Origin of the sequence: Clostridium fungisolvens (genome assembly GCF_014193895.1) — a bacterium.
Classification (GTDB): Bacteria; Bacillota; Clostridia; order Clostridiales; family Clostridiaceae; genus Clostridium_AR; species Clostridium_AR fungisolvens.
In genome coordinates this window covers 1,085,362-1,104,150 of sequence record NZ_BLZR01000001.1, presented here as the reverse complement: position 1 = coordinate 1,104,150, position 18,789 = coordinate 1,085,362, and the positions used below count along the sequence as shown (strand labels likewise).

General features: G+C 30.3%; 15 protein-coding genes. 4 read left to right on the top strand and 11 right to left on the bottom strand.

All coding sequences use genetic code 11. The features are described from left to right. Window positions 1–88: 88 nt before the first annotated feature. From gltA to bsdtw1_RS04275, 3 genes are all read right to left on the bottom strand, one after another. Window positions 89–1,471, bottom strand: a complete 1,383-nt coding sequence (gltA, locus tag bsdtw1_RS04285) for an NADPH-dependent glutamate synthase (protein ID WP_183276368.1) — start codon at window positions 1,469–1,471, stop codon at window positions 89–91. Beyond that, window positions 1,464–2,357: a sulfide/dihydroorotate dehydrogenase-like FAD/NAD-binding protein gene (locus tag bsdtw1_RS04280; protein ID WP_183276367.1), complete on the bottom strand. Its 894-nt coding sequence runs from the start codon at window positions 2,355–2,357 to the stop codon at window positions 1,464–1,466. Before bsdtw1_RS04280 ends, gltA begins: the two co-directional genes overlap by 8 nt. A 165-nt stretch (window positions 2,358–2,522) precedes the next feature. Further along, window positions 2,523–3,545 carry an AI-2E family transporter gene (locus tag bsdtw1_RS04275; RefSeq protein ID WP_183276366.1) on the bottom strand — a complete coding sequence of 341 codons (1,023 nt, stop codon included), beginning with the start codon at window positions 3,543–3,545 and terminating at the stop codon, window positions 2,523–2,525. Between the two features lie 272 nt (window positions 3,546–3,817). Between bsdtw1_RS04275 and bsdtw1_RS04270 the strand changes: the two genes are divergently transcribed. Next, window positions 3,818–4,888, top strand: coding sequence for an NAD(P)H-dependent flavin oxidoreductase (locus tag bsdtw1_RS04270; protein ID WP_183276365.1), 1,071 nt, complete (start codon window positions 3,818–3,820; stop codon window positions 4,886–4,888). Between the two features lie 260 nt (window positions 4,889–5,148). Beyond that, complete coding sequence (locus tag bsdtw1_RS04265) at window positions 5,149–6,738, top strand: ABC-F family ATP-binding cassette domain-containing protein (RefSeq protein WP_183276364.1); 1,590 nt, start codon at window positions 5,149–5,151, stop codon at window positions 6,736–6,738. A gap of 218 nt (window positions 6,739–6,956) precedes the next feature. Here the strand turns inward: bsdtw1_RS04265 and bsdtw1_RS04260 are convergent, their stop codons facing one another. Then, a complete protein-coding gene (locus tag bsdtw1_RS04260) occupies window positions 6,957–10,187 on the bottom strand; it encodes a DEAD/DEAH box helicase (protein ID WP_183276363.1) in 3,231 nt (1,076 codons plus the stop codon). A 406-nt stretch (window positions 10,188–10,593) separates the two neighbouring features. Continuing rightward, window positions 10,594–11,199: a DUF2238 domain-containing protein gene (locus tag bsdtw1_RS04255; protein WP_183276362.1), complete on the bottom strand. Its 606-nt coding sequence runs from the start codon at window positions 11,197–11,199 to the stop codon at window positions 10,594–10,596. Window positions 11,200–11,608: 409 nt separating this feature from the next. On the opposite strand from bsdtw1_RS04255, the gene bsdtw1_RS04250 reads away from it, so the two are divergent. Together bsdtw1_RS04250 and bsdtw1_RS04245 are read left to right on the top strand one after the other, a co-directional pair. Further along, window positions 11,609–12,562, top strand: a complete 954-nt coding sequence (locus tag bsdtw1_RS04250; RefSeq protein ID WP_183276361.1) for a D-2-hydroxyacid dehydrogenase — start codon at window positions 11,609–11,611, stop codon at window positions 12,560–12,562. Between the two features lie 150 nt (window positions 12,563–12,712). After that, window positions 12,713–13,729, top strand: a complete 1,017-nt coding sequence (locus tag bsdtw1_RS04245) for an acyltransferase (RefSeq protein WP_183276360.1) — start codon at window positions 12,713–12,715, stop codon at window positions 13,727–13,729. 231 nt (window positions 13,730–13,960) lie between these two features. On the opposite strand, the gene bsdtw1_RS04240 is transcribed toward bsdtw1_RS04245, so the two are convergent. From bsdtw1_RS04240 to bsdtw1_RS04215, 6 genes are all read right to left on the bottom strand, one after another. Continuing rightward, complete coding sequence (locus tag bsdtw1_RS04240; RefSeq protein WP_183276359.1) at window positions 13,961–14,782, bottom strand: PhzF family phenazine biosynthesis protein; 822 nt, start codon at window positions 14,780–14,782, stop codon at window positions 13,961–13,963. A gap of 60 nt (window positions 14,783–14,842) precedes the next feature. After that, window positions 14,843–15,583 (bottom strand): gamma-glutamyl-gamma-aminobutyrate hydrolase family protein, encoded by a 741-nt coding sequence (locus bsdtw1_RS04235; protein ID WP_183276358.1) that lies wholly within the window; start codon window positions 15,581–15,583, stop codon window positions 14,843–14,845. Between the two features lie 489 nt (window positions 15,584–16,072). Further along, window positions 16,073–16,327 (bottom strand): hypothetical protein, encoded by a 255-nt coding sequence (locus bsdtw1_RS04230; RefSeq protein ID WP_183276357.1) that lies wholly within the window; start codon window positions 16,325–16,327, stop codon window positions 16,073–16,075. 274 nt (window positions 16,328–16,601) lie between these two features. Further along, the gene (locus bsdtw1_RS04225; protein ID WP_183276356.1) at window positions 16,602–17,261 is read right to left on the bottom strand and encodes a hypothetical protein; all 660 of its coding nucleotides are present in this window, start codon (window positions 17,259–17,261) and stop codon (window positions 16,602–16,604) included. A gap of 378 nt (window positions 17,262–17,639) precedes the next feature. Continuing rightward, window positions 17,640–17,828 (bottom strand): hypothetical protein, encoded by a 189-nt coding sequence (locus bsdtw1_RS04220; RefSeq protein ID WP_183276355.1) that lies wholly within the window; start codon window positions 17,826–17,828, stop codon window positions 17,640–17,642. 186 nt (window positions 17,829–18,014) lie between these two features. Further along, window positions 18,015–18,719, bottom strand: coding sequence for a restriction endonuclease (locus tag bsdtw1_RS04215; protein ID WP_183276354.1), 705 nt, complete (start codon window positions 18,717–18,719; stop codon window positions 18,015–18,017). Window positions 18,720–18,789: the final 70 nt, after the last annotated feature.

Here is an 18,789-nt window from a genome sequence, read left to right as displayed (position 1 = left end):
ATTTACATAACATTTAGTGTGCACTTTAAACTATCTTTTCAGGTAATATTGTGTTAACTTTTCTCACACAAATCACCTTATTTATTCTTTATTTTGATAAATCTTCAATTATAGCCTTGGCTGCTTTTCTACCAGCACCCATTGCTTTTATTACTGTTGCAGGTCCTGTTACAACATCTCCACCAGCATATACAAACTCTCTTGAAGTTCTTCCTGTTTCCTCATCAATAACAACTAGATTCCATCTATTAGTTTCTAATCCTTTAGTTGTATCGCCGATTAATGAGCCTGCTTTAGTTCCTATTGCCATTATAACCATATCTGCATCTAAAACAAACTCTGAACCTTCCACTGGAACCGGACTTCTTCTTCCAGATTGATCTGGTTCACCTAGCTCCATCTTAATACATCTTACTCCGCTTACCCACTTATTTTCATCTGCTACTATTTCGGTTGGGTTTGTTAATAGATGAAAATGAACGCCTTCTTCTTTTGCATATTCTATTTCTTCTTTTCTAGCTGGAAGTTCTGCTTCAGATCTTCTATAAACCATATGTGCCTCTGCACCAACTCTAAGAAGAGTTCTTACAGCATCCATAGCAACATTCCCTCCACCAACTACGACTACTTTTTTACCTACTATAAGTGGTGTCTTATAATCTGCTTTATAATCTCTCATAAGATTATTCTTTGTTAAGAATTCATTAGCTGAAACCACTCCATTGAATGCTTCACCTGGAATTCCCATGAAGCTTGGCATTGCAGCTCCCGTTCCTATGAATACAGCTTCAAAACCTTCCTCTTCTAGAAGTTCGTCAATAGTTATTGTCTTACCGATCATAACATTCTTTTCAAACTTAACACCAAGTTTTTTAAGCTTTTCAATTTCGTTATTAACAACAGTTTCCTTAGGAAGTATAAACTCAGGAATACCCCATGCTAATACTCCTCCAAATTCATGAAGAGCCTCAAATATTGTTACTTGGTAGCCAGCCTTTGCTAAGTCACCTGCACAAGCAAGCCCTGCTGGACCACTTCCAACAACTGCAACCTTTTTGTCTAGTATTACTTCAGGCCTTTCAAACTCTATTCCATTTCTAATACTCCAGTCTCCAACGAATCTTTCTAGCCTTCCTATGGCTACAGACTCCCCTTTGATTCCCATTACACATCCACCTTCACATTGAAGCTCGTGTGGACACACTCTACCACAAACTGATGGAAGTGAGTTTGCTGTTGCAATAATATCTGCCGCTTCTTTAAAGTTTCTTTCTTTTATTGACTTGATAAAGCTTGGAATCTTATTGTTAACAGGACATTTAGCTACACATTTAGGAACCTTACATTGAAGGCATCTGTCTGCTTCTCTTACAGCTTCTTCTTCATCGTAACCTAAATTAACTTCATTAAAGTTAGTTACTCTTATTTTTACTTCTTGCTCTCTTACTGGAACTCTTTCTAATTTAATCATTATCACTCACCTCAAATGCAGTTTCTTCTTGGATTTTATGTTCTTTACCATATAGTTCTCTAAACTCTGATTTCGCTTCATAAGATTTATAGATGTCCTGTCTACTTCTTACCTCTTCAAAATCTATTTTATGTCCATCAAATTCAGGTCCATCCTGGCAAGCAAACAGAACTTTTCCACCAACTGTCACCCTACAAGCTCCGCACATACCAGTACCATCTAGCATTAAGGTTGTTAAACTTACTATAGTTTCAATTTCTTTGCTCTTTGTAAGATTACTAATAGCTTCCATCATATCTATAGATCCCATTGTAATAACTAGATCATATTTATCATCTTCTAGTATTTTATTTACCACATCTATTGTAGTACCTTTTATGCCTACTGACCCATCTACAGTTGAGATTATAATATCTTTTGTTGTTTCTTCCAACTTATCTATGTATACTAAACTACTTCTATCCTTAAAGTTTAGAGATATTTTAAACCCAATTCCTAAATCATTAAGATACTTAGCTTCAGTGTAAATTCTTGTAGCTGCTGAATTTTCAGCAACAAACAATATTTTTTTATCTTTTAAAATTTGTCTATCTTCATTTATCAAACGAGATGGTTGTCCATAAGGGCCTGCAAAATCAAGAAGTTCATCTCCTGATTTTAGCGAAGCTAAGTCCTTAGTTGAATCTCCTACTAATCTAAATACTATTGTAATAACTCCATTTTCTTTATCAATACCACATATTGAAAAAGGAAGTCTTTCTCCTTTTTCATTAATTCTAAGCATTACAAATTGGCCTGGTCTTGCTGATTTAGCTACTCTTGGTGCACTAACCTGCATCGCAAACAAATTTTTATTTAAGCTTTCTATCTTTACTATGTTATACATATATTTCTCCCCTTATTTGTCTTATTGATAGATGACTTTACTTCTAATTTTATATTCTTAAAACTCTGCTGAAAATTCAGCAGAGTTTTAAGAATAGTTTTAGTTCTAAAATTATCCATCCTTAATAACTATATTTCCTTAATCAATAACCAAAACTGTACTTAATCATTTTGAATTATCTTTATCGTCAATGTCAATTAAGTCAAGTATAAATATAAACACCGGTATTCCAATTATAAGTCCCCAAACACCAAAGAAGTGTTCAGATATAATAAGTATTATAAAGGTATAAAAAACCGGAAGTTCCGTCTTTGATGACATTAGCTTTGGATTTAATACATATCCCTCCAAAGCATGAAGTATTGCTATTATTATAACTACATAAACAACTTTAGTTGGTCCACCTGCTGCATATGCAGTAAGCGAAAGAGGCACTAAGGATATGAAAACTCCTGCAACTGGTATAAGTCCTAAAACGAATATCATTATTCCAAGTCCTAATACATCTGGAATTCCTATAAAACTTAAAGCAACTATAGATAATCCTCCGTTTATTATTGCAATTAGTATCTGTACCTCTATTACTTTACCAAAAGATCTAATAAACTTTTGGCAAAAATATTCTAGCTCTATATAAAAACTTGAAAGTTTGCTGTACTTAAATTTTCTTGTGAATTGTATTATTTTATTTTGCTCTAATAAGAAAAATAAGCTTAATATTAGGGAAACAAATATATTAAATCCCCATTTACTTATATCTGCAACATATCTTATTAAGGCATCCCCCCATTGATTAACAGAGCCACCTATTTCAAATTTCTTTGTATGTTCAATTATAGAGTCCAATACTACATTATCGTGTGGCGCCATATAAAAAGCTACTGCCTGCTTTACGATCTGCACTACCTGATATACTATTATTGGCAAATACCTGCTGATACCAAATACAACAATGGCTATTAGCAATATGTATAATACAGCTATGGTTATTCTTCTATCTACCTTAACAAACTTACTAATTCTTCTGTTTATAGAACTTTGCATTCTATACATAAGATAAGCCAATATAAAGGTGATTAGGAATATATTTGCAAATTCTCTTAAAAAATATGCTATTATAGATATCACAGCTAAAATAGCTATTCTTTTAAATCCTCTGTTCTTAAAAAATTCTAAAATAGTTTCCATTAAGACTCTCCCCAGAATTATTTCTTGCTTAATTTTATAGTTTAATTTTATTTTCTTACAAAAAATCTTATATGGCAAGTTTTATTCCTTAATAATTTATTAATTTAAGCCTATTTTTACAATTTATTATCAATGGTTTTTGATTTAGGTAAGTAATCTTCGAATTGGTAGGTAATTCTGTAGTTGACATTAATCTCTACATACATTACTATACTATAATATAAATACTTTGACTATCAAAATATTTTTTTTATTCGAGAGAGGGATATTTTATGAAACTAAAACCACTGAAAATTGGTGATTTAATCGCAAAGGTTCCAATAATACAGGGCGGAATGGGTGTTGGAGTTTCTTTATCAAACTTAGCATCTGCTGTAGCGTCTTGCGGAGGTATTGGAATAATATCAGCTGCTCAAATAGGTTATAAAGAACCTGATTTTGAAAAATCTCCATTAGAAGCAAATTTAAGAGCATTAAAAAATCATATTAAGACCGCTTTAAGCAAAGCTAAAGACGGAATTATAGGTGTAAATATAATGTGTGCCGCAAATAATTACGATGAATTAGTAAAGACATCAATTGAAGCTGGAGCACAAATCATAATTTCTGGTGCAGGTCTACCTACACATCTTCCTGAACTTTGTAAAGGTTCTAATGTTAAAATAGCACCAATTATTTCTTCTGACAAAGCAGCTAACGTAATAATGAAGCTTTGGGATAGAAATTATAAGGTAGCTCCCGATGCTGTTGTTTATGAAGGTCCTGCAGCTGGTGGTCATCTAGGCTTTAAACTTGAAGATCTAAATAACTCTAACTACTCAGTAGAAGATGAGTTAACTAAGATATTAAATGTAATTAAGATATATGAAGAAAAGTACAACAAATCTATACCTCTTATCGCTGCTGGTGGTGTATATACTGGCACAGATATTGCTAAAATGTTAGCTTTAGGCGTTAGTGGAGTGCAAATGGCAACAAGATTTGTAGCTACAGAAGAATGTGATGCCCATATAAACTTTAAAATGGCTTATGTAAATGCTACTTTAGATGACATTGCAATAGTTAAAAGTCCTGTTGGAATGCCTGGCCGCGCTATCATGAATCCTTTTGTTTCAAAAACAAAAGAAGGTAATATAAAGGTTACTAAATGTTATAAGTGCATAACAAAATGTAACCCTGCTACTACCCCATATTGTATAACAAAGGCTCTTATTAATGCAGTTGAAGGTAATTTAGAGGATGCTTTAATATTCTGCGGAAGCAATGCTCATAGAATAGATAAAATTGTATCTGTTAGAGAATTAATGGATGAACTTATTACTGAAGCTGAAAGTTACGCTTAAATTAAGACTTATATAGCTATCTCATTATGAGATAGCTTACTTTTTTTCCAAAGTAATATATATACTAAACCTATATTATTATGATATAATCTTGAATTGTGTGATAAATACATAAAATCTATTTTTCTTAGATTTACACATATATTAAATTATATAAAAATCACTTTGTAATAACAGGCATTACTTATATTACTTATATTACTTATAAGATGCTTTTAAATGTTATAAAAATTGGTCATTAAACAGAAAGGAAAGTGTAAATGATAAATGTTGTTAATGTAGGCTTAAGATATGGCGGCCGTAAACTATTTGAAGATGTAACTTTAAAGTTTACTCCTGGAAACTGTTATGGTGTTATAGGAGCAAATGGTGCTGGTAAATCAACATTCCTTAAGATTTTGTCAGGAGAAGTTGAACCAAATACTGGAGAAGTTATAGTTGCACCAAACGTAAGAGTTTCCGTGTTAAAACAGGATCACTACCAATTCGATGATTCACAAGTTTTAGAAACTGTAATCAGAGGTAATGAAAGACTTTATGAAATAATGAAGGAAAAAGATGCCCTTTATGCTAAAGAAGACTTTAGCGACGAAGATGGTATCAAAGCTTCAGAACTTGAAGGTGAATTTGCTGACATGAATGGTTGGGAAGCAGAATCAGAAGCTTCTTCTCTACTACAAGGTTTAGGAATTGGAACTGATCTTCATTACAAAAATGTTGGAGAACTAACTGGTGGAGACAAAATAAAGGTTTTACTTGCTCAAGCTTTATTTGGTAAGCCTGGCGTACTAATACTTGACGAGCCTACAAACCACCTTGATATAAAATCAATTAACTGGCTTGAAAACTTCTTAGCTGATTTTGAAGGTACAGTAATAGTAGTATCCCATGATAGACATTTCTTAAACATGGTATGTACTAATATTTGTGACGTTGACTTTGGAAAGATTAAGCTTTATGTTGGTAACTATGATTTCTGGTATGAATCAAGCCAATTAGCTCTTGCAATGTCAAAGGATCAAAACAAGAAGAAGGAAGAAAAAATTAAGGATCTTCAAAACTTTATCGCAAGATTTAGTGCTAATGCTTCAAAATCTAAACAAGCTACTTCAAGAAAGAAGCTTTTAGATAAGATTACATTAGATGATATTCAACCATCAAGCAGAAGATACCCATTTGTTGGCTTCAAACCTGAAAGAGAAGTTGGAAATGATGTTCTTACAGTAGATGGAATCAGCAAGACAATCGACGGTGTTAAAGTTCTTAATAATGTAAGCTTCATGGTTGGAAGAGAAGATAAGATAGCTTTCGTTGGGGATGAAATAGCTGTAACTACTTTATTTAAGATTCTTAATGGAGAAATGGAACCAGATAGCGGTAGCTACAAATGGGGTATAACTACTTCTCAAGCTTATTTCCCTAAGGATAATACTGAGTACTTCAATAACTGTAACCTTAGCTTAGTTGATTGGTTAAGACAATACTCAGATGAGAAGTCCGAAAGTTATTTAAGAGGTTTCTTAGGTAGAATGCTTTTCTCTGGAGAAGAAGCTTTAAAGGAAGCAAGTGTACTTTCCGGAGGAGAAAAGGTTCGTTGTATGTTATCTAGAATGATGCTTAGCTCAGCTAATGTGTTAATTCTTGATCAACCAACAAACCATTTAGACCTTGAATCAATAACAGCTGTAAATAATGGTCTTATAGACTTTAAGAGCGTGCTTCTATTTGCTTGTCATGACCACCAATTCGTTCAAACTATTGCAAACAGAGTTATAGAATTAACTCCAGAAGCAGTAGTTGATAGAAAATCTACATACGATGAATATCTAGAATTCAAAGGTATGAACTAATAATTTAGGCTGTAGTCGAATATGACTACAGCTTTTTTTATTCTTTATAAAATTATGATTCAATTATATATTGAAAAATATATGTATCAGACATAATATAACCTAAAGAATAAAAAAAGAAGAATATGTCGCCTGCCAAATTTTCCTCATATACATTCGGAAAGGCAGATGCGCAAAAAAGTGACTGAAGAAAGTCGCTTCAATCACTTTTTTATTGATTAAAATTCTACTTCATTGAAAAGTTCTTTTATATCATCAATATTCATGGTACTTATCACAGATGAAGCTATCGCCTCTTCTTCCATAACATTATTGATTATATCCTTCTTCTTTTCTTGAAGTTTATATATCTTTTCTTCTATAGTCCCTTTAGCTATAAGCTTTATTACTTCAACACTATTTTCTTGACCTATCCTATGAGCTCTATCTGTGGCTTGATCCTCCACAGCTGGATTCCACCAAGGATCAAAGTGAATAACCACATCAGCTGAAGTAAGATTAAGCCCTGCTCCCCCAGCCTTTAAAGAAATCAAAAACACAGAGCTGTTGCCACTATTAAAAGAATTTACTAATTCCAGTCTTTCTTCTGACTTTATAGTACCATCTAGATACATGTATGATATTCCAGTCTCTTGAAGCTGTTTCCCTATATTCTTAAGTGCCGATGTAAACTGAGAAAATAATAAAATCCTATGGCCTTCTTGGATACAACTTTCTATAAGTTCATAAAGAGTATCCAGCTTACTGCTTCCCCCTGTATAATCATTTATAAAGGTTGATGGATCACAGCACAATTGTCTAAGTCTTGTAAGTGCTGACAATATCTGAAGCTTACTCTTATTTACTCCATTTTTCTCTATATTAGATTCAATCTCGTTTTTAAATATCTTTACGTAAGTAGAATATAATTTTCTTTGTTCCTTGTTTAGTTCTACCGCTACCTTTCTCTCAATCTTAGGGGGCAGTTCACTAAGTACATCTTTTTTCTTACGTCTTAAAATAAATGGAGTAACTTTAGATAAAAGCTCATTTAATGCAGTTTTATCTTCGTCTTTAATTATAGGAAGCTCATATTTCTTTTTAAAAGAATTTGAAGAAAAAAGGAATCCTGGCATTATAAAATCGAATATAGACCAAAGTTCCATAAGTGAATTTTCAATTGGTGTTCCTGTTAAAGCGAATCTATTTTCTGCTTTCAATTCCTTTACACTTCTTGAATTCTGAGAAACACTGTTCTTAATATTCTGAGCTTCATCAATTATTGCTATGTTAAAAGTATGTTTTTTCAACTCTTCTATGTCTATTCTAACGATAGGGTACGTGGTTAATATAACATCAACATTATTAAACTCATCCTCTAGCCTATTTCTATTAGCTTTACTGCCATAGTAAACTAAAACCTTCAATGAAGGTGCAAATCTCTCTAACTCTTCTTTCCAATTGTATAAAAGTGACGTTGGGCATATCACTACTGAAGGGTTAGTTTTCTTGTTTTCTTTTTCTGATAAAAGTAAGGAAATTGTTTGAAGAGTCTTTCCTAACCCCATTTCATCTGCCAATATTCCTCCGAAGCCATACTTTTTCAATGTCTTGAACCACTTATAGCCATCTATCTGATAATTTCTCATCTCACAATTCAATTGTTGTGGAAGTATTATTTCTTCCTTGTTTATATCCTCAAAAGAATCAACCAATTTTGAAAAACTGTCATCCCTCTTCACAATATTGCCATTAAGATATTTATTTATTTTATCATTAAGATATAAAGCATTATATTTATCAAGATCAATTGTAGGATTTAAAAGACTACTTTCTTTTATATTTAATGATTCTAAAATTCTGTTGAAATTTTGTAGCATAGGATCATCAAGCATAATAAACCCTTTATCCGATGCTTTATAGTATCTTTTTCCACTTCTTAAAGCTTTCATAGCCCCAACAAGTTCTTCATTCGTTAGTTCATCTATATTAAACGAAAACTCAAGCAAATCCTCTTCATTAATTCTTGTACTTGCACTTAATGTAAGCTTTTTTATTACCTTAAATTTTTTGAAAGATTCTGAATAATATATTTCTCCAAACTCAGCTAATTTCTCTAAACCTTGATTTTGAAGTTCAATTATTTTTTCTTCATCACTTATAACTAAATTATCCTTATTCTTTATAAATCCCATTGATATCAATAAGTTTTTAACTTCTTCTTCTTTATCTATATCCCTTATAACTGATATATCTTTAGGTACATATTTTTCTGAAACAGCATCTATTTCAACAACCTTATAGTTAAATTTAACCTTCAACTCCACATGTTTACCTATCTTATCAAAATAGAACTTACAAGTTAGTGGAGCACCTGTCTCCTCCAGCTTCGTTCTTAAAGTCTCTGGCAGTTCTACATTAGAAATAGTATTTAGCACAGGCAAAATCTTTCCTATAAATAGGCCTTTTTCCCTATTTGGTATCATGAGTTCATTATTTTCACTACCTGTAAAGAATGTGCATATAGCCTTTAGTCTATTTGCATTTCTTTTATCACATTTGTAAATCTTCTTATCATAAAACATATATTCATAATCAGTTGTCATTGGAATTGGCAAATTAATCTTAGGCTTAATTCGCATTCCTACTAGCTCTTCTTCGATTTTTGTTTCAAACTTTAATTCATCCGTAGATATTCTACAATTCTCATATTTATCCGAATCAATAGTTATATTTATACCTTTATCTTTACTTTGCTCTAGTATTCTCTTTAAGCTTGAATCCACTAATTTTATATATTTACCTTGAAATAGCTTATTAGAACCTCCCTTTTCCGATGCAATTTCCCCAATTGAAAGCAAATCTTGAAGAAAACAGATTAGATTATTATCGTAATCATTAAAATATTGTTCGTTGAGGTCCAGAATAAATCCCTTTCCAAACTCTAAAATGCAATCTTCTTTCCTTATATCTAAAAGAAATCTTTCAAGGTCTCTAACTGAATATAACTTATCAGTTCCAATCTTTAGATCAAGCAAAGTGTTTTCTTTGTTAAGAGTTAAAGTAAACTCTAATTTTACTGGTTCTTTTTGTTTTTTTGTAGTAACTAAGTTATCATATAGCTTTATCATTTGCTCTACTAAACTAACTTTCTTTACTTCTTTCTTAGCTAGTTTATTTAAATAATGAAGATATCCTGCTGCTATATGGCTACATACCTTTCCATCCTTAAGATAGTTCGCACAGGTACATTTTCCTTCTATAAGCTTATTTTTAAAATCTATTTGAAAATTCACTAAATACTGATCAAAATACTCCGATGCGACATAGCACCTTATGCTTCTCGATAAATCTTCCTCTATATCTTGAATCTCAAAATCAAAAACATATTCTCCTATATAATAAGTTTCCCCTTTTTTTAATATATGAGGCTTACACAATTCACCTAAGTTTCCATATCTAAAATTCAAAGAATTCACCTCCTACAGTGGATGACGATTAAGCAAATACGCTATTTATAAATCATTTCCTTAAAACTTGGTTTTAATCTCTCTTCTTCAAGAGTTTATGATAACAAAAAATTCGCTAAAGCGATCTTCTTTAGTAATTTTTTTTTGCGCATCTGCCTTTTCTTAAGCGTACGTTAAGAATCTTACAGGCGACATATTCTTCTTTTTTATTCTTTAACTTATACTACGTCTTAAGTCTGTTCGCATAATTATCCACAGATATAATTTCATAAAGAATAAAAAATAATAATAAGGTTAGAAAGTCTAACCTTATTATTATATCATTGTTTTCACCATGATGTTAAAAGATTTTGAAACAATATGAATTAAATTTCACACTTTTTATACAGTATAAAAATTCTATATACTATTTTTTATTTTCACTATAGCTTAATGCTGAAAATATGAAATTAAATACTATAGCACCTGATAATGCACAAATCATGTCCCATTGTGCATCCCATATATCTCCTTGCATACCTAGGAAAGCATCAGCTTCTCCTCCAACAACATAAGTAATAGCAAATTCTATAATCTCATAAAATGCACTTACAGCCAAACACATGCATATGGAAATGATAATAACCCATAACTTCCCTCTTACTATTCTAAGTTTCCACAATATTTCTCTGATTATTAAAGCAGCTGTTGCTCCTTGGATAAAATGTCCAACTCTATCATAATGATTTCTACTTAAGTTAAAGATTTTTTGTATCCATGAAAAAAGGGGAACTTCCGTATAACTGTAGTGTCCACCAACAAGCATTACACATGAAGCAATGAGTATGAGCATATATGTAAGATTAGAAAATTTAAATTTCTTATAAGTTAATATCAACACAGGAATCCCTATGATTAATGGAGCTGCTTCTAGAATCCAAATCAAGTAGCTTTTAGGTTTAATAAGTGACCATATAAAAATGCATATTAAAAATATTAAACCTATATAATGTTTCTTATATTTTGTCATCATAAAATAATCTCACCTCGTATACCGTATATTTATACATATACTTTTCAAATATAAATATCATTTTTCAGACCTTTCCCTCATTATTATTTGCAAATTGTTATAAATAAACTATAATATATTTTTATTTTCTTAAATTTAAAATATGAAATGTTTATAAAAAGTATGGATTATTAAAAAGTAAAACTGTACTGTTCGAACGTAGTGAGTTTACAGTTTTAGCCATGGAATATGACAAAATCATATTAATTCTTTGCGCAAGCTCATTAAAGCGTCGGATGATTAACCAATTAATTTCAACACGGTGCTTTAACAGCGCCTAATTTAAAGGTTATTCAAACTTATCATTTAATTTGTAAACTGGTTATCATATAATATTAATTAAAAGTCTATAGATTATGGAGGAGATACAATGAATCTTGTTATTCTTGATGCTAAAACTCTAGGAGATGACATAGATCTAAGTGTTCTACATTCTTTTGGTGATTTAAAAGTTTATGAGACAACTACCCCTGAACAGGTCGTAGACAGAATTAAGAATGCTGAAATTATTATTACTAATAAAGTTATTTTAAATGAAACTAACCTTTCTAAATGTCCAGACTTAAAGCTGATATGCCTTACTGCCACTGGCACTAACAATGTAGACCTAAACTACGCAAACAGCGAAAACATTGCAGTTACCAACGTAGCAGGTTACTCTACAAACAGTGTTGTTCAACATACCTTTGCTTCACTGCTATATCTTCTAGAGAACCTTAAGTATTATGATAACTACGTTAAAACAGGTGAATACTCTAATAGCGAAACTTTTACACATATCGATAAACACTTTTGGGAGTTAAAAGGCAAAACTTTCGGTATAATTGGTCTTGGGGAAATTGGTAGAGGAGTAGCTACTGTAGCTTCAGCTTTTGGATGTGAGGTTATATACTATTCAACTTCAGGCAAAAACTACAACAGCTCTTACAAAAGAGTTGAGCTAGCTGAATTGCTTTTAAAAAGTGATGTTGTATCTATCCATTGCCCGTTAAATGAGCTTACTAAAAATCTTATTGATTATAAAGAGCTTTCTCAAATGAAAAAGACATCAATATTATTAAATATGGGACGTGGTGGGATAATAAATGAAGAAGCTTTAGCGAAAGCATTAGATGAAAATCTAATTTTAGGTGCAAGTTTAGATGTTATCTCCAAGGAACCAATTGACAAATCAAATCCTCTACTAAGTGTGTCAAATTCAGATAAACTTTTTATAACACCTCATATTGCATGGGCAAGCATAGAGGCAAGACAAAATTTAATCTTAGAGGTTTATAAAAATATAGAAGCTTATCTTAAAAATAAAAAAAGAAATAGAGTATAGTTTTACGTTATTAAATAACCAATATTTTCTTTCTTAAATTTGTTATCTTTCTAAATTATTTACAACATATTTTGACGTTAATTTTACTGATACTTCAAAATATGTTATATTTCTATAGGATGATAATTTATAAATTTGGGAGGATTAATAATGAAATCAGATAGACATATTGGACTCGATATAATTAGAGCTTGTGCTATATTATTTGTCTTATCAGTACACTTTTTTTTAAACACAAAATTTTACGAAACGCCTATCACTAATATGAATATGTATATTCAAACATTCATTCGTATGGGTTGCATTATGTGCGTACCATTGTTCTTAACCCTTACAGGTTATTTGCAGAGAAATAAACTTCCTAATAGAAGTTATTTTAAAAAGATAATTCCAATACTCGTAGTATATCTTTTTTATTCAATATTGTGTATATTTTTTAGAGTTACTATTGCAAAAGAGAAAGGAAATTTCCTGTTCTGGATTTCAGCTATAGAAAACTTTACCGCTGATCCTTATTCGTGGTATATACAGCTATATATAGGATTATTTCTATTAAGCCCTTTCCTCAATTTAATTTATAATAATCTTATAACTAAAAAACAAAAAATCGGTCTAATATTTATAGTATTAATCATGACTTCATTTCCTGCATTTTTTAATGGCCGCTTTAACGATCTTCTTCACTTTCCAACTTCATGGAGAGCAATCTATCCTGTTTCATATTATTTTATAGGATGCTATATAAGCGAATATAAGCCTAAAGTAAGAAAATTGCATGGAATACTATTATTATTATTGGTTATAGGATTAGAGACTATGCTCGAGGTCTATGGCTCAAGTGGAAATGGTAATAAGTTTTCAACATATATTGGAGAGTATGATTCTCTATTAATTTTAATACAAGCTGTTATTTTCTTTGTTACCGTTTATGATTTAAATATAAAAAATTCTATTGTAACAAAAATAATATCGCTTATCTCTATACTTTCTCTTGATATATATCTAGTATCCTGTTTGACAGATAAAGTTGTTTATAAAACCCTTTTAAAATATTTTTATACATCACAGGAGAAAATATTATTATTGTTTATTCCTGCCGTATTCTCCACTTTCTTTTTAGCATTTTCAGTTTCAGCTATAAGACACAAGATTATACAGGTTAGGTAAAACTTTACATCTTAATTAAACCTAGCATTTTAACTATTAATAAAAATTATCATAGAAACTTAAAATGAAAAGACTTAGCTAACTTAAAAACTTTATACTTTCCTATATAAAGATAAAAAACTTCAAGCAAAAATATAAATTTAAGCATGGAGTGGCCCATCTATAGTAAATAAAATAAGACCATGTACACCTGGAATCAATATTCCCTGCGTATATGGTCTTTTATATCTATTATATAAACATTTCACCCTTTAAAACTAGTACAGCTCTTCCAGATAGCTTTACTCTACCATTAGTAAGTATATTCAAATTTAACTCTCCTTCTCTTGAAGAAAGCTGCTTCGCTTTTAGAAAATTCTTATCTTTCTTTGAAGACCAATACTGAGCTAATAAGGTATGTACTGAACCAGTTACATAATCCTCATTTACTCCAGCCCAAGGGTTAAAATACCTAGTAACAAAATCATATTCATTATCTGAGCTTGCTGTTATTCCAACACCTTTTAGCCCTTCTATACGTATATCCTTCATTGAATGAAAATCGGGTTTAACAACTCTTATTTCTTCTTCATTTTCCAACTCAAATACTAACTTTCCTGTTAGTTTTCCACAAAAAACATTTACGTATTTATTGATTCCTAATGATTTTATTACCTCTTCGTAATTAAATGGTATATTTGATTCTGGTTCATCAATTTGAAAGTCTAAACTTATTTCTTCATTATCCTCTTTACAAGCCTTGATTATTCCTTTGTTGCTACTGTAAAGTATACTATCAAACGGAATTTTTATTTCATTGAACAAAACATGCGAAGCTGCTAAAGTAGCATGTCCGCATATATCAACCTCATGTTGTGGAGTGAACCATCTAATACTATATATGTTATCCTTAAAAGCCATAATAAAAGCTGTTTCAGAAAACTTTAGCTCCTTAGCTATGAGCTGCATAGTACTGTCCTCTAATTCCTCATTCAATATGCAAACTCCAGCTGGGTTTCCTTTAAATATTTCATTAGCAAAACTATCTACTGTGTATACAGATATACTCTTCATTTTTTCAGTCCTTTATCGTATTTTTTATTTATCATATATAGAGCGGTTCATATTGGTCTATTATATATGTTTGTAAGTGCAGGAATTAACAAAACTATTAAAAAGCCCCTGCATCATCTTATCATACTTACTCATCATTTCTGGGTGCCATTGGACTGCGATAACGAAACTATCATCATCTTTCTCAATTGCTTCAATAACTCCATCACTTGCCACTGCTACCACCTTAAAACCGTCAGCTACATCATTTATCGCTTGATGATGATAACTGTTAACCAAAATGTCCCCCCCTACTATTTTATATAATTTACTATTTTTTTCAATAGTTACTGGATGAGTTCCTTTAAAATTTGGAGCATTTTGTTCATGTTTTATATAACTTCCCTCAATATAGGACATATCTTGATATACAGTTCCTCCAAAAGCCACATTTAGCACCTGAGCTCCCTTGCATATTCCAAATATGGATTTACCTTTGCTATATGCTTCTTTTATCACTTCTATAGTAGCCTCATCTACTACTCTATGCACAAATCCAAGTCTTTGTTTTGGTTCTTCCCCATAAAGAAGAGGGTCAACATCATATCCCCCAGATAACAATATGCCATCCATTTGATTCACTATAATATTTAAAGCCACTTTATCCAGAACTGGAGGAATAATAACTGGAGCCCCTCCAGCCCTTATTATTGAATCAACATATGCATCTGTAACGTATACTCTTTCACTACCTAAAAAAGCTCCATTATCTATTGATAAAAGGTTTCCCATAATTCCAATAAGTGGTCTTTCTTTTTTCATATTAGCCTCCTTAAATGCATAAATTATTTCTCATATGTATATTCTTCCAACCAATAAATAAAAAATTTAAATAGAGAACTTTTAAAAGCTTTATAATTTAATACTATTATATCAAAAACTCATTAGCTTTTATAAATAAATTAGTATAATAACTTATAAATATGGTTATTTCTTCAATTCAATCTATATATACTATGTTTAACAAACACATATTGCTATACCTTATAACTAGGAGGATAAATACTTATCCTCTGATTCTGTTAAAATCTAAATCCATAAATGATAAAAAAGTCGCTGAAGTGATTTACTAGGTTTAGCTAGCAAAAATTTTTATACTGGTCTTAACAGTAAAAAAACACAGCCTATCTTCTAATAGAATTTATATTTCTAAATCGAAGTAGTCTGTATTTTTACGATTCATAGATTAACCTGAAGTTGTCACTCCTAAAGTAAAACTTTATAAGCTAATTTCAAATAAAAGTATATATATTAAGATATAAAAATTGATATTGTCCCCTCTATTATAAAAAATTCAAATGCTATAGCTAAAATACAAAGTAATAAAAATAGAGAACCTCTTCCATCATCTTTATTTTTATGTTCTAATCCAATACTATATATTACAGAACTTTTTTTAATCTTAGCATCATCTTTTCTCATGGTCTCTTCAAAGAAAGTTTCATAAATCATTTTATATAAAGGTATATTAGCAATACCAAGTAATAATATTAAATCCCCCTTCATAATTCCTCTCGCCTTTTCATATTTAATCTTTTCTTATAGTTTAATATTAACTATAATTTATATTTTGACTATTTAAATTATAATGTATTTTTAATTAAACTTGTACTAATTTATACAAAATTATGCTTTATTATTACTTAATATATAAAATCCCTTTATTTATATTTAAAACGGCACATTAAAATGCACCGTTTCATTAAGTAAAACATATATTTTTTTCATCTGATAAGCCAAAATCCATATCTCACTACCATAATACTTTCATCAATTATGATTATTTAGCTTCTTTCTTCAAAATATCTATTTTTCTTTGCATTAATGAATTTTGTTTATTAATTGCTTCGATTACATTTTTAGCTGCATTATTTATACTAACAGTATCTTTGCTTTCTGCAGCTTTTTTATATTCTTCAAAATATTTCTTATTATTTTCTCTTAATGTTCTGGATTCTTTTTCTAACTCCTCCATTTTCTTTTTCCCATCAGCACTTAAGTTTTTCCACATCTCTGATGATTGTCTTCTATTATTTCTTAGTTCATCGAGCTGTTTCTTACCTTCTTCCTCAGTAATTTGTTTATTAATTACTTTGTCTTTTATAGCTTTTGCTTGACTTTTAAATTCGTCAAACCCTTTTTGATCATGTACCTTATTCCCTGCTAAACTAAAAAATTGTTGCTTTAGTTCAAGCTTTTTCTGCAAAGCAACTTCTAGTGATTTTTTATTTTCACCACTCAATCCTTCAACTTTTAATAAAGCTTCAAATTTATTTTCTCTTCCTGAAGCCTTTACTTTATGATGGTAGCTTTCGTTTTGGTTAACTTGATTTCTACTATCTACATTAGTATTTGCAGTTTGATTATCTATGCCATACGCTATTGTAGGAATAGATAAAGATATACTTAATAATATAGATACAACAAATCTTTTTTTCAAAAATAAACACCCCTTTATAAAATTAATGTATTTTCTTTATTAATTTGTCTTAAACTTGAAAATTTTATGTATAAATTATCTAAATAACGGTGCTGCCAAATTAAGTGGTTACACATCCGATGCTTAAACGAGCTTAATTTTAACAATATTCTTTAACATAGCAAAATAAAAGACTGCTTCATTTTAGAAGCAGTCTTTTACCATCTATTATATTGAGATTACTTATCTCTATGCTTATTTTGAATTTCTTTTACTGGTTCCTGTTCATTCTTTTGAGGACTCTTAAATCTTTTACTATTCCATGATGATTGTTGATTTTTTTTAGACATAAAATCACCTCCAAACTATTATAATTAGTTTTGGAGATAGTCCAATTTTTTATTCAGATTTCTCTGATATTCTTTTTATCAGTTTTTTCTCTATTAGTTCACTTTTACTAAATCCGTTTACAAAGCATCTTATTTGCTTATAATCTATATTGTTCATTTTAAAGTCTAGCACATCTATTCTATCACCTTTGTAAACTACAGGTTCTTTTACTCCATTTAAGAAAATTTCTACTTGCATTTGCTTCTCCTTATTTTTTTAATTTACCTTTTATAATTGTTTTTACTGGATTCACTTTATTTTTAATCAGTTATCTCAAGTTATACTTCAACTATAATTGTATAATTTTACACCCTTATCATCAATCTCAGAACAAAGTAGCTTCTAAAAAGATAATTTCAGTTTTGTTTCAATAAACTTTCTCTACTATTTTGCATCATGATAGTTATAAGAGCCTTCTATACTCATTGTAAAACTACATCTTGGGTAACCTTCGCAACCATAAAAATGTCCAAATCTTCCGTTTCTGAGAACCAAATTAGCTCCGCATTTAGGACATATTTTTTCATTAAATATTGTGTTATTATTTTGAGCTTCTACAATATTATAAAGTTTCCCTCTATCATATAATTCCACTTCATTGTATTTAGCCAGTATTTTTGCATTTTCAGTAAAATAGCTGTTCGTTATCACCATTGATCTATCCGCATTATAATATTTCATAGAAGCTACTACTTGCTGAACTGCCTCTACTCCAACCTTGCTATTCCATCTTTTAGCTTGAACAACTATCTTTGATTTATCTTTTTTTATTACTAAATCCGCACCATAATCAGCAGTTGTTGGGGTTAATTTAACCTTATATCCTAATTTCTTAAACTTCAAAGCTAAAAACTCCTCGAAGTCTTCACCACTTAATTTATCAATATTGTTCATCTTATACTTCATCATTTTTTTTACAGTATATTTTTTCACCATAAAATATATAATTATTAAAGCAATAGTGCCTAAAACAATACCTATAAAAAAAATGCTTCTATCAGTGAAAATCCTTAGAAGAGCAATCTGTATAATATATAGTATAACAAAAAGCCTTCTTAATCTATCATCTTTAGTATTCCTGTATTTCACTTTTTTTCATCCTTATCTTTTGCAATTATTTATATGCATTCATTGGCGTTATTTATAGAGACTACTTCAA

Excerpts from the sequence above, each read along its gene's own strand:
- bsdtw1_RS04250 (WP_183276361.1), top strand. The coding sequence starts at position 11,609 with ATGAATCTTGTTATTCTTGATGCTAAAACTCTAGGAGATGACATAGAT.
- gltA (WP_183276368.1), bottom strand. The coding sequence starts at position 1,471 with ATGATTAAATTAGAAAGAGTTCCAGTAAGAGAGCAAGAAGTAAAAATA.
- bsdtw1_RS04275 (WP_183276366.1), bottom strand. The coding sequence starts at position 3,545 with ATGGAAACTATTTTAGAATTTTTTAAGAACAGAGGATTTAAAAGAATA.
- bsdtw1_RS04235 (WP_183276358.1), bottom strand. The coding sequence starts at position 15,583 with ATGAAAAAAGAAAGACCACTTATTGGAATTATGGGAAACCTTTTATCA.
- bsdtw1_RS04270 (WP_183276365.1), top strand. The coding sequence starts at position 3,818 with ATGAAACTAAAACCACTGAAAATTGGTGATTTAATCGCAAAGGTTCCA.
- bsdtw1_RS04240 (WP_183276359.1), bottom strand. The coding sequence starts at position 14,782 with ATGAAGAGTATATCTGTATACACAGTAGATAGTTTTGCTAATGAAATA.
- bsdtw1_RS04220 (WP_183276355.1), bottom strand. The coding sequence starts at position 17,828 with ATGCAAGTAGAAATTTTCTTAAATGGAGTAAAAGAACCTGTAGTTTAC.
- bsdtw1_RS04230 (WP_183276357.1), bottom strand. The coding sequence starts at position 16,327 with ATGAAGGGGGATTTAATATTATTACTTGGTATTGCTAATATACCTTTA.
- bsdtw1_RS04265 (WP_183276364.1), top strand. The coding sequence starts at position 5,149 with ATGATAAATGTTGTTAATGTAGGCTTAAGATATGGCGGCCGTAAACTA.
- bsdtw1_RS04255 (WP_183276362.1), bottom strand. The coding sequence starts at position 11,199 with ATGATGACAAAATATAAGAAACATTATATAGGTTTAATATTTTTAATA.
- bsdtw1_RS04245 (WP_183276360.1), top strand. The coding sequence starts at position 12,713 with ATGAAATCAGATAGACATATTGGACTCGATATAATTAGAGCTTGTGCT.
- bsdtw1_RS04280 (WP_183276367.1), bottom strand. The coding sequence starts at position 2,357 with ATGTATAACATAGTAAAGATAGAAAGCTTAAATAAAAATTTGTTTGCG.